Origin of the sequence: Pseudoclavibacter sp. CFCC 14310 (assembly GCF_008831165.1) — a bacterium.
Taxonomy (GTDB): Bacteria; Actinomycetota; Actinomycetes; order Actinomycetales; family Microbacteriaceae; genus Pseudoclavibacter_A.
On the sequence record NZ_WBKC01000001.1, the window covers coordinates 27,018 to 47,939 of the forward strand.

At 64.8% G+C, this 20,922-nt stretch carries 14 protein-coding genes; 5 read left to right on the forward strand and 9 right to left on the reverse strand.

From position 1 onward, the window contains the following. Positions 1-102 precede the first annotated feature (102 nt). Positions 103-1,251 (reverse strand): UDP-galactopyranose mutase, encoded by a 1,149-nt coding sequence (gene glf / locus F8O06_RS00095; protein ID WP_225733298.1) that lies wholly within the window; start codon positions 1,249-1,251, stop codon positions 103-105. Positions 1,252-1,421: 170 nt separating this feature from the next. Between glf and F8O06_RS00100 the strand changes: the two genes are divergently transcribed. After that, on the forward strand, positions 1,422-3,614 hold the full coding sequence (locus F8O06_RS00100) for an acyltransferase family protein (RefSeq protein WP_158036921.1): 2,193 nt from the start codon (positions 1,422-1,424) through the stop codon (positions 3,612-3,614). A 35-nt stretch (positions 3,615-3,649) separates the two neighbouring features. Then, the gene (locus F8O06_RS00105) at positions 3,650-5,845 is read left to right on the forward strand and encodes an acyltransferase family protein (protein ID WP_158036922.1); all 2,196 of its coding nucleotides are present in this window, start codon (positions 3,650-3,652) and stop codon (positions 5,843-5,845) included. Between the two features lie 63 nt (positions 5,846-5,908). On the opposite strand, the gene F8O06_RS00110 is transcribed toward F8O06_RS00105, so the two are convergent. The 6 genes from F8O06_RS00110 to F8O06_RS00135 form a co-directional block, all read right to left on the reverse strand. Beyond that, positions 5,909-6,661, reverse strand: a complete 753-nt coding sequence (locus F8O06_RS00110; protein ID WP_158036923.1) for a FadR/GntR family transcriptional regulator — start codon at positions 6,659-6,661, stop codon at positions 5,909-5,911. Positions 6,662-6,810: 149 nt separating this feature from the next. Then, entirely contained in the window at positions 6,811-8,562 is a 1,752-nt protein-coding gene (locus F8O06_RS00115) for a dipeptide ABC transporter ATP-binding protein (RefSeq protein WP_158036924.1), read from the reverse strand. Next, positions 8,559-9,425, reverse strand: a complete 867-nt coding sequence (locus tag F8O06_RS00120) for an ABC transporter permease (protein ID WP_158036925.1) — start codon at positions 9,423-9,425, stop codon at positions 8,559-8,561. Before F8O06_RS00120 ends, F8O06_RS00115 begins: the two co-directional genes overlap by 4 nt. Next, complete coding sequence (locus F8O06_RS00125; protein ID WP_158030473.1) at positions 9,422-10,369, reverse strand: ABC transporter permease; 948 nt, start codon at positions 10,367-10,369, stop codon at positions 9,422-9,424. The genes F8O06_RS00120 and F8O06_RS00125 overlap by 4 nt, the downstream gene beginning before the upstream one ends. Before the next feature lie 99 nt (positions 10,370-10,468). Then, a complete protein-coding gene (locus tag F8O06_RS00130; RefSeq protein ID WP_158030472.1) occupies positions 10,469-12,001 on the reverse strand; it encodes an ABC transporter substrate-binding protein in 1,533 nt (510 codons plus the stop codon). Positions 12,002-12,077: 76 nt separating this feature from the next. Then, entirely contained in the window at positions 12,078-13,517 is a 1,440-nt protein-coding gene (locus F8O06_RS00135; RefSeq protein ID WP_158036926.1) for an amidase, read from the reverse strand. A 169-nt stretch (positions 13,518-13,686) separates the two neighbouring features. Between F8O06_RS00135 and F8O06_RS00140 the strand changes: the two genes are divergently transcribed. Then, positions 13,687-14,499, forward strand: coding sequence for a glycosyltransferase family A protein (locus tag F8O06_RS00140; RefSeq protein ID WP_192496772.1), 813 nt, complete (start codon positions 13,687-13,689; stop codon positions 14,497-14,499). Here F8O06_RS00140 and F8O06_RS00145 read toward each other — a convergent pair. After that, a complete protein-coding gene (locus tag F8O06_RS00145; protein WP_158036928.1) occupies positions 14,398-15,762 on the reverse strand; it encodes a benzoate/H(+) symporter BenE family transporter in 1,365 nt (454 codons plus the stop codon). The genes F8O06_RS00140 and F8O06_RS00145 overlap by 102 nt on opposite strands. Before the next feature lie 92 nt (positions 15,763-15,854). Next, a complete protein-coding gene (locus F8O06_RS00150) occupies positions 15,855-17,708 on the reverse strand; it encodes an FG-GAP repeat domain-containing protein (protein ID WP_158036929.1) in 1,854 nt (617 codons plus the stop codon). A gap of 196 nt (positions 17,709-17,904) precedes the next feature. Between F8O06_RS00150 and F8O06_RS00155 the strand changes: the two genes are divergently transcribed. Continuing rightward, positions 17,905-18,552, forward strand: a complete 648-nt coding sequence (locus F8O06_RS00155; protein ID WP_225733299.1) for a helix-turn-helix domain-containing protein — start codon at positions 17,905-17,907, stop codon at positions 18,550-18,552. Between the two features lie 361 nt (positions 18,553-18,913). Then, positions 18,914-20,899: a sigma-54-dependent Fis family transcriptional regulator gene (locus F8O06_RS00160; protein WP_158036930.1), complete on the forward strand. Its 1,986-nt coding sequence runs from the start codon at positions 18,914-18,916 to the stop codon at positions 20,897-20,899. Positions 20,900-20,922: the final 23 nt, after the last annotated feature.

Genomic DNA, 20,922 nt, shown 5'->3' on the forward strand with positions numbered 1-20,922 from the left:
AACGTCGATCGGAAAGACGGTCTTCTGAACAGTCTCCCATTTTGTATTGGTCTCAGTCCCAGTAGTTTTACTCATTGCATACCGCTCTCTGTTGCTGTCGACTCAGTTCTGAAACCAGTCACGCACGACGTTGTCGAAACGACTGAGCGCAGATCCGATTGCCATGTGCATGTCGAGATACTTATAGGTGCCGAGGCGCCCGCCGAACAGCACTTGCGGTTCTGCCTCAGTGAGCTCGCGATACCCTTCCAGCTTCTCGCGATCCTCTGGCGTGTTCACCGGGTAGTACGGCTCGTCGCCTCCACCGGCGAAACGTGAGTACTCGCGCATGATCAGGGTCTTATCGGTCTGGTAGTCACGCTCCGGGTGAAAGTGTCGGAACTCGTGAATGCGCGTGTACGGCACATTCTGATCGGCGTAATTCATGACCGAGGTGCCCTGGAAGTCGCCCGTCGGCTTGACTTCTTTCTCGAAATCGAGAGTGCGCCATGACAACGCACCAAGCTTGTGATCAAAGTATCGATCCAAGGGGCCGGTGTATACGATCGGGACCTTGCCGACCAGGGCAGTCTTATTCAAGGGCTGCGACTCGTCGAAGAAGTCCGTGTTGAGCTTGACCTCGATGTTTGGGTGATCTGCCATGCGCTCCAGCCACGGTGTGTAGCCGTCGACCGGCAGGCCCTCATGCGTGTCACGGAAGTAGTGGTTGTCATACGTGTACCGCACGGGGAGACGATTGATGATGTCCGGGCTCAGCTTCTTCGGGTCGGTCTGCCACTGCTTGGCCGTGTATCCCTTGATAAAGGCTTCGTAAAGCGGGCGGCCGATCAGCGAGATGGCCTTTTCTTCTAGGTTCTCCGGCTCTTTTCCTTCGAGCTCAGCAGCCTGCTCGGCGATGAGCGCACGGGCTTCGTCAGGGCCATAAGCCGCATTGAAGAACTGGTTGATGGTGCCAAGGTTGATCGGCAGAGGGTAGACGACACCGTTATAGTTCGCGTAGACCCGATGCTGGTAGTCGGTGAACTTCGTAAACTTGTTGACGTACTCCCACACATGCTCGTTTGACGTGTGGAAGAGGTGCGCACCGTACTTGTGGTACTCAATGCCGGTCTCTGGATCGATCTCACTGTATGCGTTGCCTCCGAGATGGTTGCGACGCTCAATGATGGTGACTTTCAGTCCGAGCTGGGTCGCCGCCCGCTCCGCGATGGTGAGGCCGAAAAAGCCGGAGCCGACAATGAGCAGGTCCACGAGGAAACTCCCTAAACAGATAAGTGCGGAATGTGCCAAACCCTTGAATAATGCCTGGACACCGTTGCCTACTCTACCAACTGAGAGGTGCATTTCTCGCGACGAGCGCACACTTCGAATCTGTGCACAGACTTTGCAGGCGGTAGCCGCCCCCTCTACAATGAACCGTCATGCCCCGCTCACCCCTGGAAGAGGCCGCCCCAAAGCCGCATTACCGCAAGGACGTTCAAGGACTCCGGGCTGTGGCAGCACTGCTCGTCGCCGTCTATCACATCTGGTTTCACAGGGTATCCGGGGCAGTCGACCTCTTCTTCTTCATTTCCGCGTTCTTCATGACGACCTCGCTGCTGCGACGGTTTGCCGCCCAAGAGACACGGCCCGCCAAAGAAATCCGTCGTTTCTGGGGCAATCTCATGAAGCGTATGCTGCCGCAGGCATGGGCAGTCTTGGTCTTCACCCTCGTTGCGGCTTGGGCCATCACCCCGATGACGTGGTGGCGCCAGCTCATCGATGAGTTCATCGGTGCGGCAACTTTCACGGTCAACTGGGTACTCGCCGCCAACGGGAATGACTACCTGCACGCCGGCGACATCGTCAGCCCTGTACAGCACTATTGGGCAATGGCCGTGCAGTTGCAGGTGTACCTCGTCTGGCCATTGCTCATCTGGGCCTTCGTGTGGCTGGCGCGAAAGCTAAAGCGCAACGCGACTGCCATGACTGCTGTAGGGCTGGCAGTCGTCGGAGTCTCATCCCTGGCCTATTCGATCTATCTCACGGGCCAGAATCAGCCCGTTGCCTATTACGACACGTTCACGCGAGTGTGGGAATTCGCAGCAGGTGCCCTGTTCGCCATCGCCCTGCCGCACATCCGACTTCCTCGGGTGCTGCGGTTCCTCGCCGGGTGGGTGGGCTTGCTTGGGCTGCTGTGCTTTGGCATGGTGTTGAACGTTTCAGCCAGCTTCCCGGGGATCGTCGCCGCGGTGCCGCTCACGTTTGCTGCACTGATCTTCCTCGCAGATGACACCGGCAGCCGATTCGGAACCGATCGACTGCTTGCATCTCGGCCTCTCGTCTGGCTGGGAGGTATCAGCTACGGCATCTACCTCTGGCATTGGCCGCTGATGAACCTGTGGCTGGCCCACAACGACCAAGCTCAGCTGACTTTTCCGCAGGGCGTGGTCGTCGTCGAGCTTGCCATCGTGCTCGCCTGGCTCACAACCCGGTTCATCGAAGCGCCGATCAGGCACTCTTCTGTTGCGAAACCGTTTCAGGCCACAGACGGCCAGACCCGTGCGGCTGTCCATCCACGTCGAAAACTCAAACTTCTGACTCCATCACGGTTTCGCCTCGCCGCATTGGGTCTCACCTTGGTCCTCGCCATCACCACTTGGGCTGGTAGCGTCAGCCATCTGACGAAGAAGAGTGACGGCACGCAGAATCCCGGTGCTGCCGCTCTCACCGTCGGCTATGACGGCCCGCAGATTTTCACGCGCCTCTCGCCTTCACTCACCACGCTGACCACACAGTGGCCTGAGGCAATCGGGGAATGCTCACGCGCAGCTGGGACTGACAACGGTCAAGACTGCCGAAACTCTGTCAGCGCTGCCCAGAGTACGCTGCGCATCGCTGCGGTGGGCGACTCCCACACCGCCACGTGGATGACTGCGCTGGCCCCACAGGCCGAGGCACAAGGCTGGGCACTGCGTCAGCTGCACATGGACATGTGCCCGTTCGAGCGAGACGGCGACGCGAAGCTCGACCCCAGCGACACCGCCAGCGTGTTCAACTGCGCTCGTATGAATGACTACCGCATGTCCACTCTCACCGAGCAACGACCGGACGTCGTCTTCACCAGTGCGAATCTGTCACAGCCAGACAGCCCGGCCTTCGTCTTGGGGCACTCATTTGCAGACACTGTGAAATCCCTCACCGCTCAGGGCATCGCGGTCATCATGGTTCGAGACACCCCTCGATACGTGGTGTCACAGAACGACTGCGCCGCACGCCTCGCCAAGACGCCTGACCTTGCCTCCACTGCATGCACAACCGACCGCAGTCTTGTGCTCGACAGTCGGCCCTTCGACGAACTGCTCCCGAAAGAGCTCACCGACGATCCTCTGGTTGCGACAATGGATCTTTCCAGCGAGTTCTGCCCAGAGAACAGTTGCCCTGCGGCTATTGGCGGAGTTGTCACCTACATCGACAACAACCATCCGACGCGTCAGTACATCGCCAGCCTCAGCAGCTCATTCGACGACCAGTTCACCAGCGCGCTTCATGAGCTCTTCCCAGATCGCGATATCACATCCGACGCCAGCGACAGCTCTCTTGGCCACGAAGACCCCCTCCTGACTGCCACCTGAGACTCAGATACCCGATCGTCTAACCTGTACAGACGATGAACTCCAAGCAAACGAACGGATACAGAACCGACATCCAGGGCCTGCGCGCACTCGCCGCCCTGCTGGTCGCCGCATATCACATCTGGTTTCACCGGGTCTCAGGCGCCGTCGACCTGTTCTTCTTCATCTCGGCGTTCTTCATGACAGCGTCTCTGCTGCGCCGCTTTACCACCGCCACGCCACGCGAGGGCCTGCGCGAGCTGCGCCGTTTCTGGGGCAACCAGTTCAAACGCCTGCTGCCCCAGGCCTGGACAGTGCTCGCCTTCACCGCGATCGCCAGCATCCTGATCACCCCGATGGCCTGGTGGCGACAGATCGTCGACGAACTCACCTCGGCAGCGATGTTCACCGTCAACTGGGTGCTCGCCGCGAACAACGTCTCATACATCCACAACGACGACATCGCGAGCCCTGTGCAGCATTACTGGGCCATGGCCGTGCAGATGCAGGTCTTTCTCGCCTGGCCGCTGCTGATCGGCCTCGCTGTGGTCGTCGCACGCCTGCTGCATCGCAGCCCCAAGAAGTTCGTCGCCGTGGCCCTGCTTCTCGTCGGCGGCGCCTCGCTGGTGTACTCGATCGTCACCACGGGCACGCGCCAGCCGTTCGCCTACTACGACTCGCTGGCCCGCGTCTGGGAGTTCGCCGCCGGCGGCCTGTTCGCCATGGTGCTCCCCTACCTGCGCGTCGCGCGCCCGATCCGTCTCGTGGCCGGCTGGGTGGGCGTGATCGGCTTGTTGGTCTTCGGTCAGATTGCGGATGTCTCCTCAAGTTTTCCGGGAGCCATCGCCGCGGTGCCGCTCACCTTCGCCGCCCTGATCTTCATCTCGAACAAGACCGGTCGCGTTCCCGGCACCTCGAGCCCCTTCGGCACCGACCGTCTGCTCTCGACCAGGCCGCTCACCTGGCTCGGCGGCATCTCCTACGGCATCTACCTCTGGCACTGGCCGCTGATGACACTCTGGCAGGCGAACACGCGTTCCACTGAGCTCAGCGCGTGGCAGGGCGTCGTGGTCATCGCCGCTGCGATCGGCCTCGCCTGGCTGACGACGACCTTCATCGAGAAGCCGGTTCGCGCCCCGCGCCAGCCAGCGGCGAGCGCGGCAGCACGTGTGCCGTTTCTCACACGGCATCCTCACATCGCCCGTGCGCTTCGTGCCAGCCGCCGCCCCGCCATCCGGGTCGTGGGCATCGCCGCCGTACTGGGCATGGTGGTCGTCGGCTGGCAGGCCGACATCAACCGCATCACCGGGCGCAGTGCGAACGCCGATAATCCCGGCGCCAGCATCCTCACCGCCGACTACCAAGGGCCCCAGCTGTTCACCACGCTGCAGCCTGCCGTCACCGGGCTCGACAACGAGTGGGCAGACTGGTCGTCACAGTGCGACCCGCTCGACGCACACGGCAGCGAGCTGATCACCTGCGTGAACCAGCCGGCCAATGACCCGACCGTGGCCGATGACGCCACCGACCCAGCGACGCTGCCGCATCGCACGATCTTCGTGGCCGGCGACTCGCACATCGACACTTGGATGACCCTGCTCGCCCCACTCGCCGACCGCAACAACTGGACGCTGCGCACGTTCATTCTCGGCGGCTGCCCGGTGCAGTCAGAGGGAACCGGCAAATACTGGCCCGATGAGACGCAGCGCATCGCTGACTGCCAGGCCATGAACGACACCATGCTCGACGCCGTCGCGACCGAGCACCCCGATGCCGTGTTCACCGTCGGCAACGTGTCGGTCGCCGACTCGCCTGACATCCATTTCGAGGATGCTCTGGTGACGCAGGTGCAGCGCATCACGCAGCTGGGCACCCCGGTCGTGCTCATGCGCGACAACCCGCGCTTCTCGACGGCGCCGAGTCTCTGTGTCTCTCAGGCGCAGGACACGATTCTGGCGGTCGACCAGTGCGCGACGCCGCGCGACCAGGTGCTCGCCGACGTCGATCTCGCCGACGTGCTGCCGCAGCCCCTGGCCGATGACCCCGGCGTGCTCACGCTCGATCTCGCGCACCTGTTCTGCACAGCCGACAGCTGCCCGCCGGCGATCGGCGGCCGGCTGATCTACATCGATGACAATCACCCCACGCGCAGCTACGTGCAGACGCTCGAACAGTGGTTCGATCCGGCATTTGCCGACGTGCTGGATCAAGCGGTGCAGCACCGCCAGGAGATCGCACACCTGGCGGCGTAGCAGTCCCCCACTGCTCGCCGTGAGGGTCAGATGTTTCACGTGAAACGTTGATTCCTCTGCGGCTCACCCGATCAAAGGCTTCAGCGCAGTCTGCTCCTCATCGGTCAGCACCTGTTCGTAGTACCGAAAGATGTTCCCGGTCATCAGTCGACGGGACTCAGTCGGGTCTCCCTGCTTGATCGCCTCAAGCAGACGCCCTGCGTCTTTGGCCGACTGCTGCACCACGCGTTGACGGTCACCGGGCTCATTCAGTCGGCTCTGCGCGATGTGCGTGAGCGCGTCGCTCAAGGCCGCGCCGCTCACTTCGATGAGACGGTTCTTGGCGGCGGCCCGAATCGCCTGGTGAAAGCGTTTGAGCCATGGCCCGAAGGCTTCTGGGCCGACCTGGCCAGATTCGAGAAGCCGATGGATCTCATCAGTCACTCGTGCGATCTCGGCGATCGCCTCGTCATCGTGATGTGCGGCAGCAAGCAGGGCCGCCTCACCGTCGATGATGAAACGAAACTGCAGCAGCTCGACCCTGGTGGTGCCGGCCTGCGAAGCCATTCTCTGCAGCGGCCCGTCGAGCACCTCGGCGGTGAACGGCAGCACCACAGGACCACGAGGGTCGCCTGGCCGCGAGTCGACCAGGCCCGTCGCGTGCAGTACCCGCATGGCCTCACGAACCGTCGATCGGCTGACAGAGAAGGTCTCGACGAGTTTGCGCTCGCCGGGAAGCCGGTCGCCGGCCTGCAGCTCGCCCGAGATCACCGCCTGCTCGATCTGCTCGACGATCTGCTCATACGCGTTCACTCGTCGAACCGGGCTGAACTCCATGCTGTCTCCTCACATCGGTGCGGCCTCCCAGCCGGCGTGGGCACCTGTGGCGCTGCAGCTCTCTTCCGGCGACATGGCAGAGTGAGAGAACAGCAGCCAGAGCTGGCCCGACCAGTATTCTACGCGTTCGCCGACGAAGGCACCCGACCTCAGCTGGCGGCGCGATCCAGGCTCGGAATGGCCTCCAGCAGACGCTCTGTGTAGTCATGCTTCGGTGCGTCGAACACGGCGTCGACGGGGCCGGCCTCGACGATCTGCCCCGCTCGCATCACGGCAACCGTCTCACACGAGTGGCGCACGACATGCAGATCATGCGACACGAAGACCATGGTCAGGTTCTCTTCGTGCACCAACTCGTCGAGCAGGTTCAGCACCTCGGCCCGCACCGACACATCCAACGCCGATACCGCCTCATCGGCGATCAGCACCTTCGGCTTCATGATCAGGGCCCGAGCGATGGCGATGCGCTGTCGCTGACCGCCTGAGAACTGATGCGGAAAGCGATCAGCCGCCTCTGCGGCAAGACCCACCCGTTTCAGCAGGGCGACGACCCGCTCGCGGCGCTCCTCGGTCGAGACTCCGCGCAGACCCTCTGAGACGATGTCGAGCACGCGCATCTTGGGATCGAGCGACCCCATTGGGTCTTGAAAGACGATCTGCACCGACTCACGCAGCCATCGCAGACGTGACTCTCTCGTCGATTCGATCTGATTGCCCAGAATCGACACCTCGCCAGACGTGGCGTTGTCGAGCCCCGTGAGCAGACGCAGCAGCGTCGACTTGCCACAGCCCGACTCACCGACGATGCCGAACCGCTCGCCTCGCCGCACATCGAAAGAGATGCCGCGCAGCGCTTCAACCGTTCGTTTGCGCCCCAGAGGGCCGCTCGAGGTTCGATAGGTCTTCACCAGATCGCGCACCCGCAGAATCGGCTCGGGCTCTGATGCGGCAACGGCATTAAAGACCTTGTCGGTAGCCGCTTCGCCAGAGGGCTCGAGCCAGGTGTGTGCGGCCGGTGTCAGCTGCGGCCTGGTCGTGCTCGAATCTCTGACAGCGGCCGGCACCTGGGCGGCGCGGTCACGAGCCTGCGAGAGATCGACCACTGTGGCGAGACGCCCGTCTGCACGTGTGCGCAGCTGTGACGCCGCCAGCAGCGCGCGCGTGTAGTGATGCTGAGGCTGGGTGAACACCCGATCGATCGGCCCGGTCTCGACGACGTCTCCTCGCTGCATGATGACGACGCGATCGCAAAGCGACGCAACGACGCCCAAGTCGTGAGTGATGAACAGCAGCGAGGCGTCATGCTGCCGCACCTGTCGACGCATCAGCTCCAGCACCTGTGCCTGCACCGTCGCATCGAGCGCCGTCGTCGGCTCGTCGGCCAGAAGCAGATCGGGGCGATTCGCCATGGCCATCGCCAGCATCACGCGCTGGCGCTGCCCTCCTGACAGTTCGTGAGGGAACGCGGTCGCGGCGCGTGCAGGGTCTGGCAGCTGCACCTCGTCGAGAAGCTCGACCGCTCGGCTTCTGCACGCCGTGCGTGGCAGAGACGAGTGAAGGCCGATGATCTCGGCGACCTGATCGCCGACTTTCATCAGCGGGTTGAGCGCGGTCATGGGCTCCTGAAAGACCATCGAGAGACGATCTCCACGCACCTTCGACCACTCCCCCTCGTCCAGCTGCGACAGGTCTCCGACGCCGTCAAGCGCGATCGTGCCAGTCGAGGTCAGCGGATCGGGCAGCAGCCCGATGATCGACAGGCAGGTCAGCGACTTGCCTGATCCCGACTCTCCGATCAGGCCGATGCGCTCGCCGCGCTGAATCGTCAGATCCAGCCCGTGTACCAGCTCTTTGCGACCGGCGTTGACACGCAGCCCGTCTATCGTCAACAGGGTGTTCATCGTGTTGCCTCCATTCGCGGGTCAAAACGATCTCGCAGGCCATCGCCCAGCAGGTTGAAGCCCAGCACAGTCACCGCGATGGCGAGACCGGGCCAGACGAGAGTGAGCGGCTGCACGTAGAGAAAGCTCTGAGCCTCCTGCAGCATGCGCCCCCACGAAGGTGTCGGTGCCGGTGTGCCCGCACCAAGGTATGACAGCGCTGCCTCGGCCAGAATGGCCACAGCGAATCCGACCGAAGCCTGCACGATGAGCATGCCCCGGATGTTCGGCAGCACGTGCCGGAAGGCGCTGAAGATCGGGCCACGACCCGCAGCACGAGCGGCCATCGAGTATTCGCGACTCAGCACCTGCAGGGTTCCGGAGCGCACGAGCCGGGCGACACCCGGTGCCGCACCGATGCCCAGGGCGATCATGGCCACTGTCGTGCTGCCACCGAACACAGCGGCCAGAATGATGGCGAGCAGCAGCGGAGGGAATGCCTGAACGATGTCGTTCCACCGCATCATGACGCCGCCGATACGTTTGCCTGACATCGCCGAGGTGATGCCGAAAGGCACTCCCAGCACGAGAGAGATGCAGACCGTCACCGCCCCGACCATCAGCGGCGGTCGAGCGCCGGCCATGATCTGACTGGCGATGTCTCGGCCGAGACCGTCGGTTCCGAGCAGATGAACGGCGCTCGGCCCTTCCAGACGATGGGTGGGGTCTGTCGCCAGCGGATCCATCGGAGTCCATACCAGCGAGACCAGTGCGAGCAGCACCATCAGCGCCACCAGGATGGCACCGACGATCAGCGATCCGTTCAGCCGCGAACTCTGTCGGCGCACCGCGGCCAGAGAGAGAGCTACGGTATTGACACTCATTCGACACTCCTCAGACGTGGGTCAACCAGCGTGTGGATGACATCGACGATTAGGTTCACCAGCAGCACCAACATGACGATCACCATCACGATGCCCTGGACCTGGATGAGATCTCGGTTGGCCACCGAGCGCAGCAGCAGGCTTCCCATGCCGGGGACGACGAACACCGTCTCGATGACGACCGCCCCAATGATCAGCGCGGGAAACTCGACTCCGGTGACCGTGATCACCGGCACGATCGCGTTGCGCAGGCCATGCCGGCGCATGGCCTGCCAGGGCTTAAGCCCCTTCGCCCTCGCGGTGCGCATGAAATCCTCTCGCAGCACATCGAGAACCGATCCGCGCATGTATCGAGAGAGGATCGATCCGCGCACCAGCCCGAGTGCGAGCGCCGGAAGGATGAGATGCTGCAGAAAGCCGACGAAATCCTCACCCGGCGCCGACCATCCGCCAGAGGGCAGCCAGCCGAGCATCACGGCGAAGACCGTCACCAGAATCAGGCCCGCCAGAAAGCTGGGAATCGAGATGCCCACCTGACTCACAGCCGAGTAGAAGGCCCCGTCAATGTGCTTGCGACGTACTGCGGCCAGCGTGCCGAGTGGCAATGCGATGATCAGGGCGACGATGATGCCCGAGAGCACAAGAATCAGAGAGACCTGCAGAGCCTCGAAGATCTGTGGGCCCACGGCGGTGTGACTCGCGTATGAGGTACCGAGGTCACCGCGCAGAAACCCGCCGATCCACTCGAAATAGCGCACGATCAGTGGACGATCGAGACCGAGCTGCTGCTGCAGCCGCTCGACATCGGCCTCGGTGGCATCCGTGCCCAGCTGCGCTCTGGCCGGATCACCGGGCATGACGCTGAGCAGCAGGAACACCACGACCGACGCCACGATCACCGACGCCACGAACGACAGGACTTTTCGTGACAGGGACACAAGCATGTTGTTCAGTCCTTTCCGACCGAGACAGAGAGAGGTCAGGTTGCCGGATGGCGGGCAGTCGGGCGCACAGGCCCAGGCTGCCCACCATCCGAGCGCGGCCTACTTGCTGACGGTGACCTGCGAGAAGTCGATGCCCGCTCCGTAGTAATCCGTGGGAAGACCTGTCACCGAGGCCTTGGAGGCCACGATGTTCGGAGTGTTGTACAGCCACACTGCCGCTGCGTCGTCGACGATCTGCTGCTGTGCCTTCTTCATGGCTGCCGTCTTCGCCGAGTCATCGGTGGCTGCCTTCGCCTCGGCGAACGCCGACTGCACGTCGGCATTGTCGTATGACCAGTAGTACTTCGGATTGCCGAAGTTCGTCATGTTGTGCGCCTCGATGTGGTTGGTCACCGTGAGGTCGTAGTTCTTGCCGGTCATCGTCTTCTCGACCCAGACCGCGGGGAACTCCTGCACCTCGAGGTTCACCTTGATGCCGACCTCCGAGAGGTTCGACTGGATGACCTGAGCGGCTGCCTGCGCATACGGGCGGTTCGGAACGGTGAAGGTCAGCGACAGGTCAGACACCCCGGCCTCTCGCAGCAGCTGCTCAGCCTGATCAGGATCGTGCTTTCCGGCTTCGCCGAACTCCTCGAACCAGGCGTCGGTGGGCACTGACGGGCCGTTGAGCACGGTGCCGTGACCGCTGGTGGCCGCGGCGAGCACGGCATCCTTGTCGATCGCGTGTGTGATCGCCTGGCGCACGCGAACATCCTTCAGCGCCGGGTTCGCCTCGTTCATCGGCATCACGACGACCGATTGCGTCGACCCTTCGGTCACGGTGTACTTCGAATCGGATTTCAACGCATCGATCTGGTCGTATGCCTCAGCCTGGAAGAGCGCGTCGGTCTCGCCCGTGCGCAGCGAGTTCGCTGCGGCCGAGGCGTCGGCGTAGTATGCCAGGTCGACTTCGGCGTTCTTCGCCGGCGTGCCCCAGTAGCTGTCGTTGCGCTTCAGCTTCATCTTGACGCCGGGCTCGTACGACACGAACGTGTAGGGGCCGGTGCCATTCGCCGTGGTCGACATGGTCGCCACCGAGTTTGGCGCAATCATCGAGCCCAGCACCGTCGTCAGCCAGAACAGCAGATCTGAGTCGGGCTTCGACAGCACCACGTCGGCCTGCGTGGGTGAGACGACTTCGACATGGTCGATCGCAGCGAGGTTCGACGGGGTGTTCGCCTTCCACTGCGGCACACGCTCAAGCGAAGCCTTCACCACATCCGCATCGAATGCAGTGCCGTCGTGAAATTTGACCCCGTCACGCAGGGTGAACGAGTACCGCAGGCCGTCGTCGCTCACCTTCCAGTCTGTTGCCAGCAGCGGCTGAATCTGGCCCTTGTCGTCCAGCTTGACCAGGCCTTCATAGACGTTGCCCGCGAGCGCCTGGAAGATGGCCGCTCCGCCGCTGGTGGTGAAGTCCAGGCCAGCCGGTGACGCGGCCATGCCCACAGTGACGGTGGCCGCGTCATCGGCCGCGCCGGAGCCTCCAGAGCCGCTGCCCCCGGCCGAGCAGGCCGAGAGAGAGATGGCGACTGCTGTCGCGACGAGACCTGCGCCGATGCGGCGCAGAGTAAGTGATCTGTTGACTGACATGCTTGCTCCTCAGGGTTGTGCAGGGGGGTTACGGTTCGACTGTGCAGAGCTCGGAATCGGTGGTCATGGAGGTGGATCAGGCCGAGAGTGTCGGCCAGGGGCGTACGGCGCTCGCCGGTCGCTCACTCTCGAAGAAGTGCGCGGCCGCCAGAGCGAGACGATCTTCATATCGGGCTGCAGCGATCTGCACACCGACCGGGCTGCCGGCCTCAGTGAATCCTCCGTTGACGCTGACTGCCGGCTGTCCTGACATGTTGTAGGTTACGCAGAATCCGATATGCGACATGGGATCGTTCACATCGTTGCTCGGCATCGGCCACTCAGCGGGGAACGCCGCACCGGGTGAGACCGGCGAGAGGATGACGTCCACATCTGCAGTCGCTGCGATCGTGCGCCGTGCGACGTCCAACTGCGCATCATGCGAGCGCAGAGCATCCTCACCGCTGATGCCGTGGCCTCCACGGCACCACTCGGCGATGAACGGCAGCAGCAGCTTGCGGCGCTCGGGATCCATTCTGCAGTAGTCGTTCCAGTGACCGATGCGCCAGAAGAGGTCGATGAGGTCGATCGTTCCGCTCTCGAGGAAGGGAGGGATCTCGACGATGGTCGCCCCGGCCCGCTCGAAGACCTCTGCCGCCTGTCGCACGACATCCAGCACCTCGGGGTCGGCCGCAGCCCCGTCGCCGACGTCGAGCACGAGGCCGATGCGTCGACCTGCCGGGTCGAACGTGAGATCCGCCCAGTCGATGCGCTGCTTCGGCAGACTGTAGGGGTCACGGTCGTCGGGCCCGGCGAGCGCACCGGTAGCCAACGCGAGGTCGGCGACGCTGCGCCCCATCGGCCCGATGTGCCGACCGAAGTACGGCGGATCAACCGCGATGCGACCGAACGTGGGTTTGAAGCCTGCGACTCCGCACCAAGATGCGGGCAGTCGCACCGAGCCGCCGATGTCTGACCCCAAGTTGATCGGGGCGTAGCCGATCGCCGCCGCCGCGCCGCCGCCGCTGCTCGAACCTCCCGGGCTCCAGGCCAGATTCCACGGATTGCGCACCGTCTCATGCAGCGACGAGACGCCCGATGAGAGCATTCCGAGCTCTGGCATCGTCGTGCGCCCCAGAATGATGGCGCCTTCGCTCTGCAGCCGGTCGATGACGGGAGCGTTCGACTCAGCGGGAACCGGCGTCGTGGCCGCCGAGCCCCATGGCGTCGGGCGGCCTTTGACCTTCTGATTCTCTTTCAGCGTGACGGGCACGCCGTCGAGCGGCCCGAGAGCGTGGCCGCTGGCCCAGCGTCTCGCCGATTCCTGTGCTGCCTCAAGAGCCTCCTCGGGAAAGCTGTCGTATATGGCGTGCAGCGCAGGTTCGCTCTTCTCGATCAGCTCGAAGCTGGCCGAGACGACGGCCTGCGGCTCGAGATCGCCCTCTTTGTAGGCGGCGACCAGTTCGGCAGCCGAAAGCCCGGTCAGGCTGGTGCCGCCGGGTTCTGCGGCCGGGTCATGTGTTGTCGAAGCAGACATCTTTGCGATCAACTCCTCGGTTGTGATGAGTCCATCGTCGGGGTCGTTTGTTACCAGCCAGTGTCAGACAACAGCCAAGTGTGTTACTGATCAGACCAGTAGCACGAGTCCACTGCTCGCTGACGCGCTGTTGGTCAAAACCACCCCGCGAGCGCTGTATCGTACGTATATGGCTTCTGTCTCAGTGATCGTGCCTGCGAGAGGGCAGGCTGCACGGCTGCGTCACGTGCTCAAAGACCTCGAGGCGCAGACGCTGCGCCCCATGGAGGTCATCGTCGTGACCTCTGCGAATCAGACCGAGCTCGAGCATCAGCTTGACCTCGCCAATCTGCAGGCTCGGGTGATCGGCGTCGCGCACGGAGCCGACGAGGCAGACGCCCTCAACGTCGGCGTGAGTTCGTCACACGGCGATCTCGTCGTCGTGCACCCAGAGAGCGCGTCGTGGGCACCCACCGTGCTCGAGTCGGCGACCGACTGGCTGCAGTCACACCCCGCGATGGATGCCGTGGGCGTCTCCGCCTCCACTGGCGAGTCCACCGTCTCAAGCTCCACTGCCCCACTCGTGTATCGGCGCACGTCACATGCCGTGCTCGGCTACTATCGCGCCCCCGAACACGGCAATGAGACCGTCGCAGAGAACTGGCTCAGGCGCCTGAACGACCGGAACCCCGTGTACGCGCTGCCGAATACGGTCACCGGGCACGGCGAACCACAGCTGCTGCTCGCCGGCGACTCGACGTCTGCCGAAGGTGCTCTGCGCATGGCCAAGCAGGGCTTCGCCCGCGTGCGCAGCCTGATCTCCAAGACCGCGACCGGTCGACTCTCCCCCTCATCGTTCACGACACGCGACGCCGCCGAAGAGCAGGAGGTCACTCTGCACTCAGCGGTGCGCATCGGCGCCGTCGCGCTCGGGGTGGTCGCCATTGCCGCGATCGCGCTGACCAGCCGTCGACGCAGCCCCGGCGAACCTGCTGACATCTGAGGCTGTCTCACGCGTGCTGCGCCGCTCCAGCAGCGCGTGCACGACCAACCCGGCCACGAGCGCCCAGAATGCGGCGCCCACACCGAACACGACAATGCCGCTGGCTGCCACCAGCATCGTGACGATCGCCTGCGTCTGCTGCCCGGCTGCTTTGAGCGCTGACGTGAGCGCCCCACCGAACGCCCCGATCAGGGCCAGACCGGCAACAGCCTCGATGAGGCCCTCAGGGGCGACGGCGACGAGAGTCGTGAGCGCACCCGCCGTCGCAGCAAGCACCAGATAGCTGCATCCACAGGTGACGGCCGCGATCCAGCGGCGGCTTCTCAGCGGATGCGCATCGGGCCCCGCCGCCAGCGCTGCGGAGATCGCGGCCAGGTTCACGGCATGCCCTCCCGCCGGAGCGGCGACGGCAGTGGCCACCCCGGTCACCAGCATGCTCTCGCGCCACGGCACATCGAATCCGTTGGCACGCATGACAGCGACGCCCGGCACGTTCTGCGACACCATCGTGACGAGGTAGAGCGGTGCCGCGATGCCGAGCACTGCTCCGAGGGTGAAGCTGGGCATGGTGAGCGACACCGAGGGCAGCATCGAGGCGAGGGCGAAGGCGGGGGCGACCGAGGCATCCGCCGAACGCCCGACGCCCATCGCGAAGGCCACGGCGATCGCCAGCGCAAGCGCGAACGCGGTGGGCACGGCCCACTTGGGTGCGAGTCTCAGCAGCACCAGCCACACCACGATCACCGGCGCGACCGCAAGGGGCGAGACGGTCAGGGCGTGCACAGGGGCAAGGCAGAGCGGCAGCAGCACGCCGGCGAGCATCGCCTGGGCGAGGGCCGCGGGAATGCGCGCGATGAGGTCGCTGAGCCCGCGCCAGAGGCCGGTGAGCAGGATCAGTACGGCGACGACGAGAAAGGCGCCGACTGCCGCTGACCATGCAGCGGGGTCTGCACTGGGGGATGCGCCGGTGAGGCTCGAACCCGCGGCGCCGGCAAGCAGAGCTGCGCCCGGCGTCGACCAGGCGAGGGTGATCGGGGTGCGGTGTCGCAGCGCGAGCCAGATGATCCCGAGGCCCTGCACAAGGCAGAGCGCGACGAGACCTGAGGTCGCCTGATCGAGGTCGGCGCCCACGGCGCGCAGGCCGGCGATGACGATGGCCGACGAGCTGGTGAAGCCGACCAGAGCCGTGGTGATGCCCGCGAGGATCGGCTGAAGGCTGCCTGAGCCTGTGCCCTCTCGTGTGGCCGCGTGGGACTGTTCCATATATGGAACATAGCGCGACGTCGGCGCACCGCCAAACTCGCAGCCCGGCCAACCTCGCAGCACTGACGAAGGCGGTGCGCCGGCAGCCGGTGCTACTCGCTGACGCGACGCCGCAGCAGCAGCATGACGCAGAGTCCGATCGTCAGCGCAACGCCGGCGGCACCGAGGCAGGGCCACACCCACTCTCCGCTTCCGCCGGTGTGCGCCAACGCATCGTTCGAGGTTTCGGCTGCCGTCTCAGACGGTGCTCCGCCCTGACTCGCCTCGGCCACATCGTTCGCGGGCGTCTGTGCCGGATTCGTGGGAGCCGGGTCTGTCGGAGCCGGGCCTGTGGGCTCCGGGTCTGTGGGCTCCGGATCGACCGGCGTAGGGTCGACCGGCGTGACCGCAGACTCGTCCTTGAGCGACACGACGCGCACCGAGGGCCTGGTGTCGTCCCAGGTGAAGAGCGCGGGGGCACCGATTGCGAACTGCACCGTAGTGCTCTGTCGGGCAGGGTTCTCAGTGAGGTCAGCGAACGACCTCCCAAGGTGCTCGCCCGCGCCGGTGCCCATGATGACAGCAGCCCCGGGGACCGCCCCGTCGGCGTTCACAAGATCGGCGGCATTCAGCACACCCGTCGTCGAAGTCGGCAGGGCACCCGTCACCAGTGCGTGCGAATCGAGCGCGACCGCGTATCCGGCGCCGTCCAGATCTCCGCTGGGCGACCCATCCATACCGCCGACCAGAAGCATCGACCGGTTCTGCATGCGTGCAGCGCCAACGGCATGCCCGAAGTGATCGTCAGAGGCGATGCCGTTGAGCCACCAGCCGCGTTGGGTCTGAACGCCCGATTCGTCAGCCGTGCGCACGCTGAATCCCGCAGTCGCTTCCGGGTCGGTCGTGACCGGGGCGTCGGAGTCTGAGCCGAGCACGACGACGGCGCTGCCGGTCTTCGGAGCGTCGGAGTCGCCGCCCAGCATCACATCGTCGAAGCCGTCGGCGTTGATGTCGCCGATGGAGACCGCCGATCCGCCCAACAGGTCATAGCCGCGCTTGGACCCTTCGATCCGATAGCCGGGCACCGCACCTGCCCCCACCTGCACAGACTGCCGAACGTCAGTCAGCACCCAGTTCACCCCCGTCGCGAAACTCTGCACGCCAGGCATCGACCATGAGGCCGACCCGACCAGCAGATCGTCACGGCCGTCGCCGTTCGCATCACCGGCTGACACCGCAGAGACGAGATCGATGCTGTCGGGATCGCCTGAGATCACCGGGGCGTCGAGCTCGTCGAGTGCACTGGTCTGCGGCAGGCCGTCGGCGCTGAGCACAGTGATTCGGCCCCGCGTGTCAGTGACACCGATTTCATCGAACCCGTCGCCATCGACGTCGCCGACGCCAATCGCGCGCGTGATCGATCCGGTCACCGTACGTCCGCGTTCGCCGAGATCATCGAGTGCCACGTCGCCGAAATCTGCTGCTCCGAAGACGATGCTGAGCGACCTGCCCTGCCGCACCACGGCGAGATCGTCATAGCCGTCTGCATTGACATCACCGGCACAGCGAAGGTCCGATCCGGTGCCCCAGTCGCTGTCGGTGATGCGCACGGGGTGGAGGTCGGTCACCGAAGAGCCGCTCTCTGCAGCACTCGCAGTGTCGTCGAGCAGCACGTACGCGGCGCTGGGCTCGGCGTCGCCGTAGCCGAACATCGCGAAGTTGCCGATGCCCAGGTCTGGCCGGCCGTTGCCGTTGACATCGCATCGAACCTGCGACATCGTGGCGCCGAAGCCCGTCGACTCCTGCCCGACAATCGTCGCGTCATGTGTCACTTCGACGGCCGCCATTGCAGCATATGCCGCCTGCGGCATACTTGCGGGCACTGCGCTGCCGAGCGCCACCGCCAGCGCGGCACAGGTCAGCGTTCGGGCACGCGAAGGTGCGGGGATGATAGACGTCTTCGTCATTTGACTGCTCTCTACGGGGGTTCGAGATCTCGCATGGGCGTTGCGTGCACGCACAAGCACAAGCACAAGCACAAGCACAAGCACAAGCACAAGCACAAGCACAAGCACAACCGTGAGAGATTAGCATGACCTTGGCAAGGCCGCACTCTCTTTCAACAGGTGACCTCTCTGTGTCTGCCGTCGCTAGACTGCGAGCATGACCTCCCGTGCGACGACCCCTCGGCCGGGCCGTGCGGCGCAGACGCGCATGGCTTCTGCGTCAGGTAGCGCATTGCCGCAGAACGGTGAACCAGCGGCAGCCGTTCTGCCAGACCTCGCAGCGATCGGCGAGCGCATCCGCAGCCTGCGCAGCGAACGCGCGATGTCGCTGCGAGCGCTGGCCGAGGCGTCCGGCGTCGGAGTGGCCTCCCTCTCGCAGCTGGAGAACGGCCAGCGCAACCCGACGCTCGCGACCCTCTATGCGCTCGCGGGTGCGCTGGGAGCTCCGCTTGCCCTGTTGCTGGATGCTCGAGCCGGCTCGTCAGTCGGGGGCCCGGGGGTCTCGGTGCGGCTGCTCGACACCGACGTCATCGGGGTCGACAGCGACAGCAGCGCACAGGTCACGATCGAGGTGTACCGACTGCACCTCGACAGTGGGGCCTCTCGCCGCTCCCCTGCACACGGCCCCGGCGTCGTCGAACATGTGCAGGTGCTCACCGGGATGCTGCGCGCGGGTCGCGAGGGTGAGGAGCGCGAAGCCTCAGCGGGGCAGAACCTGGAGTGGGTCAGCGATTGCCCGCACACCTACCGCGCGTTGAGAGGCCCGGTCGAAGCCGTGCTGGTGATCACCACTCCGCTCGTCTGACCGGGTGTTCCTGCCACGCGCCTTCACCCCACTCGCCGCGCTTGCAGCCCCCTCTGCAGCCGGCCCCCACGCAGCAGCCCAGACCCGAGCGACCGCCGCGACCACCGCATCCATGTAGCGATATTCGTGGCAAACCAGCGCCGTAACCACAAATGTCGCTGCACAGTCGGGCAATGCCGCACCCACTTTGGCAGCGCAGGCTCAAACGGTGCCCAGCCCGGGCGATGCCGGGGCCGGGGCCCAACGATCCGCCGCCCTACGAACAATCGCCTTCCGTCCAATCGCGCTCCGAACAATCGCCTTCTCTGGCAAACGACGCCCTGTGCTGGCAGAGTAACTCGTGCGCGGACACAATAGAGATATGACGATCCCCGTCAATGACGACCTTTCCCGCGCCAGGTCTCGTTTTCTGCGCGACCGACGTGCCGCTGCCGCCGAGTTCGGGCACTTGGTGCCTGAGCAGATCGCCGGCTCGTGGCGCCGTTCTGCTCAAGCATGCGTGGACGCCACAGGCGACGCGACCAAGCAGGTCACCATCACAAGCGACACCGTGCTCGCCCGCTGCGCGCAAGAGCCGATGAATCAGCTCGTGCACGCTCTCGGAAGCCTCGACGTCGGCATCGTGCTGTCTGACGAACGCTCACACGTACTCGCTCGAGCCGACTGCGGACGCGCCGCGACCACGCTGCTCAACGGCATCGACCTCGCCCCGGGCTTCGACTTCAGCGAGGGGTTCGTGGGCACCAATGGCGTCGGCACCGTCATTCAGACGCGCATGCCAATATACGTCGAGGGGGCCGCCCACTTTCAGGAGCGCTTTCTGCGCTATGTCTGTGCCGGCGCGCCCATCCTGGACCCGATCACCAGACGCCTCGCAGGAGTGCTCGATCTCACCTGCGACATTCGCGATGCCAGTCAGATGATGCAGACGGTCGCCGTGCAGACTGCGCACGCGATTGAACAGCAGCTGCTGCACGCCGCATCCCCGGTCGAGCGAGACGTCTTCGAGGCGTTCGAGGATGCCATGCGCAGCATCCCACCGCAGTCGCGCACCGCCGTTCTCGCCGTCACCGACCGCATGACGCTGCACAGCGACCAGGCTCATGCGCTGCTGACCGACGCCGAGGGCCGCGCGCTGTGCCAAGCCGCAAAACGGGCCACCTCGGCCGCGTCTCGTGCCCGATTCGTCTTCGAGCTGAGCGGATTCGAAGGCGGCGGGCCTCTGCGGGCGCCCGCACCGCCCGCGCGTACCTCCGGAGCGCTGCACGACCGTGCGTTCGCAGCGCTGCAGGTCGCCGCCGCCCGCTTCGATCGCGGCCTCGCACACGGGGTGCTGATCTGGGCGAAGCCGACTGCCGCAGGCACAGGCACAGTGCATGGCAGACGCCCCGCTGCACAGGTTGCGACATCGAACGCTCACCCGTCGTCTCAGCCTGCCGCCCCGGCTGCGACGCAGCACGGCGCATCGCTCTCTCAGCAACTCACACAGACACATCCGCCCATGCTCGTCGATCGAGTCAGCCTGAGCAGAGGAACGCGGTCGAATGCCTGGCAGCTGGCCAGACGAGAGCTCGGCACCAGCCTGCGTAGGGGTGAGGCCACGCTGCTGCTCGGCGAGATCGGCGTCGGTAAGGTCTCGCTGGTGAACGAGGTCGCCGCCGCGCAGCGGCTGCACGTACATGTGATCACAGCTGAGACGATCGAGCACACCGGTGACCTCTCGGCGATGCTCGACACTCTGACGCATGTCGGGCAGGATCCACTCGGAGACCCCGTGCTCGTACTGCGCAACGTGCATCTGCTGCCCGCAGACTCTCGAACGCAGATCGAGCGATTTCTGCGAGCGCCTCGAGTGCACGGAGACCCTGGGCGCATCGTGCTCACCGCTGAGCAGCTCACGCACGACGAGGTCTCACCGCTCTCAGCCTTGCTCCCGTTCATCGCGCGCACCGTGGTCGTACCGGCTCTGCGGGAACGTCGCGGCGACATACCGGCCATCGCCCAGAGCCTGCTCGACGCGATGCGGCCGAAGCACCGCCGAGCCCTCTCACCGGCCGCGCTGCGCACGCTTGCCGAGGGGCACTGGCCCGGGAACATCCATCAGCTCTCGGATGCGCTGCGCTCTGCGCTCGAGCAGCGCCCCGATGGCGTACTCACGCCGGCCGACCTGCCACCCCATGCCTTCAGCGCGGCTCTGCGACCGCTGACCGAGCTGGAGCGTCAGGAACGCATTGCGATCATCACGATGCTCTACCGCACTCGCGGCAACCGTTCGGCAGCAGCGCGTGCTCTGGGCATCTCGCGCGCCACGCTCTATCGGCGGCTGGCCGAGTACGGGCTCAGCTGACCGATTCCGGAGCGTTCTCCGAC